Source organism: Pseudomonas sp. HMSC065H01, assembly GCF_001815235.1.
In the GTDB taxonomy this organism is placed as follows: Bacteria; Pseudomonadota; Gammaproteobacteria; order Pseudomonadales; family Pseudomonadaceae; genus Pseudomonas; species Pseudomonas aeruginosa.
In genome coordinates, this window is the sequence record NZ_KV819873.1 from 109,542 (window position 1) to 116,024 (window position 6,483).

9 protein-coding genes and 1 pseudogene are annotated in these 6,483 nt (G+C 67.4%); 9 read left to right on the plus strand and 1 reads right to left on the minus strand.

Annotation, left to right across the window (positions count from 1 at the left end; all coding sequences use genetic code 11):
• The first annotated feature begins 689 nt into the window (after window positions 1–689).
• Window positions 690–1,004: a DUF736 domain-containing protein gene (locus tag HMPREF3014_RS13095; protein ID WP_034017116.1), complete on the plus strand. Its 315-nt coding sequence runs from the start codon at window positions 690–692 to the stop codon at window positions 1,002–1,004.
• A gap of 354 nt (window positions 1,005–1,358) precedes the next feature.
• Here HMPREF3014_RS13095 and HMPREF3014_RS13100 read toward each other — a convergent pair whose 3' ends face one another.
• Window positions 1,359–1,652 carry a helix-turn-helix domain-containing protein gene (locus HMPREF3014_RS13100; protein WP_034017118.1) on the minus strand — a complete coding sequence of 98 codons (294 nt, stop codon included), beginning with the start codon at window positions 1,650–1,652 and terminating at the stop codon, window positions 1,359–1,361.
• Between the two features lie 231 nt (window positions 1,653–1,883).
• Here HMPREF3014_RS13100 and HMPREF3014_RS13105 point away from each other — a divergent pair, with 231 nt between their 5' ends.
• From HMPREF3014_RS13105 to HMPREF3014_RS13140, 8 genes and pseudogenes are all read left to right on the plus strand, one after another.
• Window positions 1,884–2,231 carry a DUF2958 domain-containing protein gene (locus tag HMPREF3014_RS13105; protein ID WP_034017120.1) on the plus strand — a complete coding sequence of 116 codons (348 nt, stop codon included), beginning with the start codon at window positions 1,884–1,886 and terminating at the stop codon, window positions 2,229–2,231.
• A 311-nt stretch (window positions 2,232–2,542) separates the two neighbouring features.
• Window positions 2,543–3,316: a DUF7011 domain-containing protein gene (locus tag HMPREF3014_RS13110; protein WP_034017122.1), complete on the plus strand. Its 774-nt coding sequence runs from the start codon at window positions 2,543–2,545 to the stop codon at window positions 3,314–3,316.
• A gap of 83 nt (window positions 3,317–3,399) precedes the next feature.
• Window positions 3,400–3,681, plus strand: a complete 282-nt coding sequence (locus tag HMPREF3014_RS13115; protein ID WP_003107109.1) for a helix-turn-helix transcriptional regulator — start codon at window positions 3,400–3,402, stop codon at window positions 3,679–3,681.
• Window positions 3,682–3,707: 26 nt separating this feature from the next.
• Window positions 3,708–4,565: a replication initiator protein A gene (locus HMPREF3014_RS13120; protein WP_034017124.1), complete on the plus strand. Its 858-nt coding sequence runs from the start codon at window positions 3,708–3,710 to the stop codon at window positions 4,563–4,565.
• Between the two features lie 250 nt (window positions 4,566–4,815).
• Entirely contained in the window at window positions 4,816–5,454 is a 639-nt protein-coding gene (gene parA / locus HMPREF3014_RS13125; protein WP_016452353.1) for a ParA family partition ATPase, read from the plus strand.
• Window positions 5,451–5,735 carry a hypothetical protein gene (locus HMPREF3014_RS13130; protein ID WP_034017168.1) on the plus strand — a complete coding sequence of 95 codons (285 nt, stop codon included), beginning with the start codon at window positions 5,451–5,453 and terminating at the stop codon, window positions 5,733–5,735. The genes parA and HMPREF3014_RS13130 overlap by 4 nt, the downstream gene beginning before the upstream one ends.
• Window positions 5,732–6,241: a DUF2840 domain-containing protein gene (locus tag HMPREF3014_RS13135; RefSeq protein ID WP_034017127.1), complete on the plus strand. Its 510-nt coding sequence runs from the start codon at window positions 5,732–5,734 to the stop codon at window positions 6,239–6,241. Before HMPREF3014_RS13130 ends, HMPREF3014_RS13135 begins: the two co-directional genes overlap by 4 nt.
• A pseudogene (locus HMPREF3014_RS13140) lies at window positions 6,238–6,483 on the plus strand (S26 family signal peptidase); the annotation flags it as partial. The gene HMPREF3014_RS13135 and the pseudogene HMPREF3014_RS13140, both read left to right, overlap by 4 nt.

A 6,483-nucleotide genomic window follows, 5' to 3' on the forward strand; every position in this document is an offset into this window, starting at 1 on the left:
CTCACGCCTTCGCGCCTGCGGCGCTGCGCGCTGCGCTTGCCTCGGGGAAAGCCCTGCGGGCTATCCCCGTCGCGCGATGCTTGGCGTCCCTCGATGCGGCCGAACCGGCTGCGCGGATTGGCCCGGCCAGTGCCCCGCCGCGATAGACGGGGCGCTGGCGAACACGCTGACGCTTGCTGCGGCAGGTTGTGCAAATGCGTGCCGCCCTCAACGCTGGCGGTTCCTGCCTGTCGCGTCACGAAGGACGGTTCACGGACAACCCGCCCGGCATCGCTATGGAGCTTCCACGTCACGCCTCAAGACCAGCGCCGCAAGGTGCGGCAGGGGCGTTCTCGCCTGTCGTCGGGTCGTTGACCTGGCCCGCGTCAGCGGACGAGCCGGCGCAGCCTTCATGCGGGGATGCCGAGCCGGCCAAATCTCCTTTCGGAGCGGTTCGGCCCAAGGCGTCCTTGTCTCGTTGTGAATCCTGGCGGTGGCGCGGCTGCGCCTCGGGCTTCATGGCTGCAACCGTCCGGCGAAAACAATTTCCCCGCCGCTGCGCGGCTTCCTCGCGCAGCAAATTCTTTTCGCCTTCCGGTTCTCCACTGCGTTTCAACCGCAAGCGGTGCAGCCAGCCCGTCCCCCGCCGGCCGGATCACAACAAGGACGCGATGGGCGCGAACCTTGTTCAACCGAACGGAGAAAACATCATGGCCAACATCGGCACCTTCACCGCAGACAAGGACGGCTTCACCGGCACGCTTCGCACCCTGACGCTCAACGTCAGGGTCAAGCTGGTTCCCAACGACAAGGGAGACAACGAGAAAGCCCCGGACTTCCGCGTCCAGGTCGCCGGCCACGACATCGGCGCGGCATGGAACAAGACCAGCGAGGCCGGACGGGATTACAAGTCCGTGACCCTCGACGATCCTTCGTTCCCGGCTCCGGTCTATGCTCGCCTGATCGAAGGCGAGGACGGCACACACGACCTTATCTGGTCGCGCAGCAAGCCCCAGGCGGCGTGACCGCCGCCGCAGCGCCCCGCCACGCGGCGGGGCGCTGCGCTGTTAGTTCGTTCCGAACTTGGCGGCAGGCAGTTGCCCGTATGGGGTTGCGTTTCCATTGGGTGCAGCGATGTTTGCCGTTGCAGTCAGGGCATGGCGTGTCGGCGCGATACGCCACCGGGCTTTCGGGCTGCGCCCCGTGCCGTCTTTGTCGTCACGGCCATTCGGCTTCAATCCCTCACGCCTTCGCGCCTGCGGCGCTGCGCGCTCCGCTTGCCTCTAGGGGAAAGCCCGGCGGGCTATCCCCGCCGCGCGATGCTTGGCACCCCTTGAACACCGCCGAACCGGACTTCGCCGGATCGGCCCGGCCTGCACCTACGGCTGGGCCGCTGCTGCGAGCTGGCTTTCAGCCTCGCTCATCAGTACCGCCGTGCTGCATTCGAGCGCGCCGGCGATCTTGAAAATGAGCGCGAGCGTGGGCATGTGCTCGCCGCGCTCGATCTTGCCAATGTGCGAACGCTCCACGCCGGCCATGTGCCCAAGCGATTCCTGCGCGATGCCGCGCTCCTTACGCAGAGCACGCACTGCTGCACCGAAGGCACGGGCCAACTCGGCGTCATAGGTGGCGGTGCCAGCCGGTCGGCCGGGCTGAACGGAACGCTTCTGCATAGACAGAAGCGTCGATTCGCACCACAATTAAAACCACGTTATCTTTAACTCATTCATAGAAATCCCACTGTTTTGCGCTTCTACAGAAATCCGCTTCTACAGAAATCCGCACTTACGGGTTTCAACAAAGGCGCGAAGTAACGGAACCGCAAGCGTGTTTCTGCACAAATCCGCCGATACGGCTGTACGCCTTCACGCTTTGGCGGATTCGTGTAGCCAGAGAGCATCGCCATGAACCTGCTCATCACCGAGGACGACCGGACGCGGCTACTGGCCCACGGGGAGGTCCGCGCCGCTGGCCGGGCCTTCGACCCGGTGCCCGTGGTGCGGCTGTTCACGCCGGACGCACATGTGACCTGGCTGCTGGCCGCGCTCGACCCCGCCGACGGCGACACTGCCTGGGGCCTCATCGACCTGGGTATCGGGATGCCGGCACAAGGCACCGTCAAGCTGTCTGACCTGGCCGGCATCGTCGGGCCGCTCAAGCGGCCCGTACTGCGCGACCTCTATTTCCGGCCCACGCGCACGCTGTCGGAATACACCCGCTTGGCCGAGCAGGACGGGGCCATCCCGGACTGACCCCCCGCGCACTGTGACTTTTTCAGTCTGGTGTCATACCGGGAAAGTCTCAATCGGGATTCTTGCGGCATACCCACGCCAGTCTGATCCAAATAGACATGATGCCCTGTGCGAACTGCGGCAGGCTGGGCTGTACGGTGTTCCACAACCGGGACGCCGCTGCCCCGCCATTGAGACGCCTACCGCAACGCATCGGAGCCAATCGGTCTTGACAGCCCTATCCTTATTCTTAACCCATGACGTTCTGACGATGCCGATGTAGCGCGTAGTTCTCCCGTGGCGGCCAGTCCTGCTTGCAGGGAGCTTGCGTCATGGTCGATCGCAGCGCCGAGCCTTGGTATCCGACTGCTGCGTACTTGTACGCGCTGCATCTGGACGACCTTGCGCTCGCCTGGGAATACCTGCGCAGGCATCCCGACTACCGGCTCGACTGGCTGCGCCGTCATCGCCGGCCGCAGGCGGCACAGGACGCGGCGCATCGCTGGGGCTTGCGCATGCTGGAAGATCCGGCTCTGGATGCGCGCGACGCGCATCCGGCCTGGCTGCCCGGCCACGCTGCCGTGGTGCAGCTCTATGCCGATGCTGACCCGCCGCCCGATGCGGTCGCCTTTGCGTTCTGGCGCATCCTTGGGCACAAGCAACTGCTGCATGACGGCAAAGGGCTGGCGCTGATCGCGCGCAGCCCCGGTCGATGCGCGCGCTTCGCGCTGGCGCCCGGCCTGGAGGATGGCATGGCTGTCGCTTATGCCCACCGCGGCGGCGCTGCCGCGCCTGCGCGCGGGCATGTGCCCAGTTCTGACCTGGCCGATGCCAAGCCCCGCCCGACACTCGCCGTACTGCTGGAACTGCATACCTTGCAGGCGCTCGACGCGACCCTGGCGGGCGCGTCCTTGCGCGAAGTCGCCGAAGGGCTGTTCGGCGCCGATGCCGTGGCGGCCGACTGGCACGCCGACGGCGATCTGCGCGCCCGCGTGCGCCGTCTGGTACGGCGCGGCGATGCGCTGATGCGCGGCGGCTATCGCCGCCTAGCACAGCTTGCGCCGCTTGAGAAGGGACGTTTTGCAGCCGACGCAAAACGTCCCTGATCGAAAACCCCTCGTTTCTTGAGACTGCCTCTATCCGGTCGCGCTGTGTGGTCGGGCGTCTTCAAACGATGGAGGTTCACACCATGCGTCCCGCTCCCTTGCGGCCTGCCGCCACTGTCTCGACCGCTGCCGCGCAGCCGCAGCGTTATCTCACCAACGACGAAGCCGCCGAGTACCTGCGCCTGTCGCCACGCACGCTGGAAAAGCAGCGCGTGATCGGCGGTGGCCCGCGCTTTCGCAAGTTCGGCCGGCGCGTCATGTACGCCGTGGCCGACCTCGACGCCTGGGCGGCTGATCGCAGTTTCGAGACGACTTCCGATCCCGAGTACGCCGAGCACCACTCGGCCGACAGCCGTGCGCGCTGATCGCTGGCGCGCGTCAGGCCATCGCCATGTCCAGCCCCGCGCTGCCCGTGCGGCAGCGGCCGATGCAAGAGCGCGAACAGCTCGACCTGTTCCGCGCCTTGCCCGGCGACATGGCGCCGCGCGACAGCCAGGACTTGATGGCCTTTCCGTTCTTCTCGCTGGCGAAGTCGCGGCGCACGGCGCCGATCGACTTCCGGGCCGGCAACGTCACGATCCGCGTGGAGGGCACGGCCGAGCACGGCATTGCCACCATTTGGGATGCCGACATTCTGATCTGGGCCGCCAGCCAGATCGTGGAAGCCCGCGACGCGGGCCTGCGCCCGTCGCGGCTGATGCAGGCCACGCCCTACGAGATCCTGCGCTTCATCGGGCGCGGCACGTCGCTGCGCGACTACCAGCGCCTCAAGGCGGCCCTGGATCGCCTGCAATCGACCACGGTGGCCACGTCCATCCGCGAGACGACAGGCCGGCGCCTGCATCGCTTCTCATGGATCAACGAATGGAAGGAACTGGCCGATGCCGGCGGCACGCCGCTGGGCATCGAGTTGATCCTGCCGGACTGGTTCTATGCGGGCGTGATCGACGCTGCCCTGGTACTGACCATCGACCCGGCGTATTTCCGGCTGACCGGCGGCATCGAGCGGTGGCTGTACCGCCTGGTGCGCAAGCACGGCGGCAGGCAGGAACACGGCTGGCAGTTCGACTTTCAGCACCTGTACCGCAAATCGGGCAGCGTGGCGCGCTACTACGACTTCGCCGCCGACTTGCGGGCATTGGTCGCGCGGCAGTCGTTGCCCGGCTACCACTTGGGCATCGAGCACGTCTCCGGGCTTTCCTCGCCGCTGCTCACGTTCCGGCCCGTGCCGTCCACGGCACGGAGATAAGTGCGGGACAGCCTGTGGACGGACTCGTGCTATCAGGCAACAGAAGTATCGTGCTATCAGGCAACGAACTATCGTGCTATCAGGCAACAAAATCGGCCGCAAACCCGCGCCAGCACTGGGTTTTCGCGCCCTCTAACTTCCCTAACTTAATTTCTCTAACTTTTAGTAGGGAAACGCCGCTGCGGTGGATAACCGCCACGCGGCCACCAACGCAGCAACAGCCGGGCTTTCCAACACGGAGGGCCAGGCCATGATCGTCGCGCTGCTCAACCAGAAAGGCGGCGTGGGCAAGACCACGCTCGCCACCCACATCGCCGGCGAGCTGGCGATGCGCGGCCAGCACGTCGTGCTGCTGGACGCCGACCCGCAGGGTTCATCGCTGGACTGGACGCAGCGCAGAAGCCAGCAAGGCTTGCCACGGCTGTTCAGCGCCGTGGGCCTCGCACGCGAAACGCTGCATCAGGAAGCGCCAGAGCTTGCCAGGCGGGCCGATCACGTCGTCATCGACGGGCCGCCGCGCATCGCCGCCTTGGCGCGCTCCGCGTTGCTGGCGGCCGAGCGCGTGCTGATCCCGGTGCAACCCAGCCCGTATGACCTGTGGGCCAGCGCGGAGATGGTCGCGCTGATCCGCGAGGCGCAGGTGTTCCGGCCTGCGCTGCGCGCGGCCTTCGTCATCAACCGGCGCGTCAGTACCACCGTGATCGGGCGCGAAGCACGCCAAGCACTTGCCGACCAGCCGCTTCCTGCGCTGCGCGCGGAAGTGCATCAGCGCATCGTGTTCGCCGACAGCGTGGCCGCTGGCCGGCTTGCACGCGAGACGGCGCCGGACAGCGCCGCCGCGCGCGAGATCACCGCGCTGGTGGACGAACTGCTGCGGTGGACGACATGACAGCGAAGCCACCACCGAACAGCAAGCGCGCAGCGAAGCGCGTCGGCATCGGCGCGCGTCCGCCTGCGAATCCGCACGCTGAAGCGTGGATTCGGCAAGGCGACGCCGATGCGCTGGGCAAGGGCGACCTCTACACGGCCCGCCTCACCCTCGACATCACGCCCGCCATGCGGGCGCGCATCAAGGTCTCGGCCTTCACGCAAGGCGTGACCGTGGCCGACCTGCTGCGCGGCATGCTAGAGCGGGAGTTTCCCGAGCAACGCAGGGAGAACACACCATGACCGTATCCACTGCACCTGCCGCCGCGCCTTCCAGCCTGCCGGCCAGCGCGCCGCTGACGCGCGTGGCGCTGGCCTACATCGAGGCCCGTTTCAAGCTCTACCTGCGCTTTGGCGAACCCGCGCGCACGCACCAGCTCGACCGCTGGCGACGCTGCGCCGTGTTCCTGCCGGGCGCGTTGTTCTGCCGCATCCGCTGGCAGGCCAACGACTACGGTACCGTGCGCTGGCAGCTCATGGTGATGCAAGCCTGCACACCGCTGGACGACGCGCAGCGCATCCCCGGCGTGCAGCCGGGCGCGCGCCTGCTGTTGCACGCCGAGGGCGACGGGCAAGTGCGCGCCGTGCTGGAGTGCATCGACGCCATCGAGGCGCTGGGCATCGCGCCTGTCGCCGTTTCGCCCGCGTACTGGCGCACGCTCGCCAACCGGCTCGCCGCGCGCCTGCCGCTGCCCGAATACACCGCCGAGCGGCACGCCGCCTGGCTGACCGGGAGGGCGCTGCCATGACCGCCGTTTCCACCCCTGGCACCGCGCCGCGTCCTCGCTCGCACGCCCGCTCACGCTTGCGCGCTCGCATCGTGCTCGCGGGCCTCGCCGCCTGCGGCCTCGCTGCGCTGGCCTGGGCGTCTTTCGTGCATCCGCTGCCGCGCCTGATCTACAACCCGTCCGACAGCGTTCCCGTGGGCTGGTATCGCGTCGATCCGCTGCACCATCGGCCCGGCTCGCTGCCACGTCCGTTGTCCGTGGAC

Coding starts and splice junctions, on each gene's coding strand:
- HMPREF3014_RS13095 (WP_034017116.1), top strand. CDS start 690: ATGGCCAACATCGGCACCTTCACCGCAGACAAGGACGGCTTCACCGGC.
- HMPREF3014_RS13100 (WP_034017118.1), bottom strand. CDS start 1,652: ATGCAGAAGCGTTCCGTTCAGCCCGGCCGACCGGCTGGCACCGCCACC.
- HMPREF3014_RS13105 (WP_034017120.1), top strand. CDS start 1,884: ATGAACCTGCTCATCACCGAGGACGACCGGACGCGGCTACTGGCCCAC.
- HMPREF3014_RS13110 (WP_034017122.1), top strand. CDS start 2,543: ATGGTCGATCGCAGCGCCGAGCCTTGGTATCCGACTGCTGCGTACTTG.
- HMPREF3014_RS13115 (WP_003107109.1), top strand. CDS start 3,400: ATGCGTCCCGCTCCCTTGCGGCCTGCCGCCACTGTCTCGACCGCTGCC.
- HMPREF3014_RS13120 (WP_034017124.1), top strand. CDS start 3,708: ATGTCCAGCCCCGCGCTGCCCGTGCGGCAGCGGCCGATGCAAGAGCGC.
- parA (WP_016452353.1), top strand. CDS start 4,816: ATGATCGTCGCGCTGCTCAACCAGAAAGGCGGCGTGGGCAAGACCACG.
- HMPREF3014_RS13130 (WP_034017168.1), top strand. CDS start 5,451: ATGACAGCGAAGCCACCACCGAACAGCAAGCGCGCAGCGAAGCGCGTC.
- HMPREF3014_RS13135 (WP_034017127.1), top strand. CDS start 5,732: ATGACCGTATCCACTGCACCTGCCGCCGCGCCTTCCAGCCTGCCGGCC.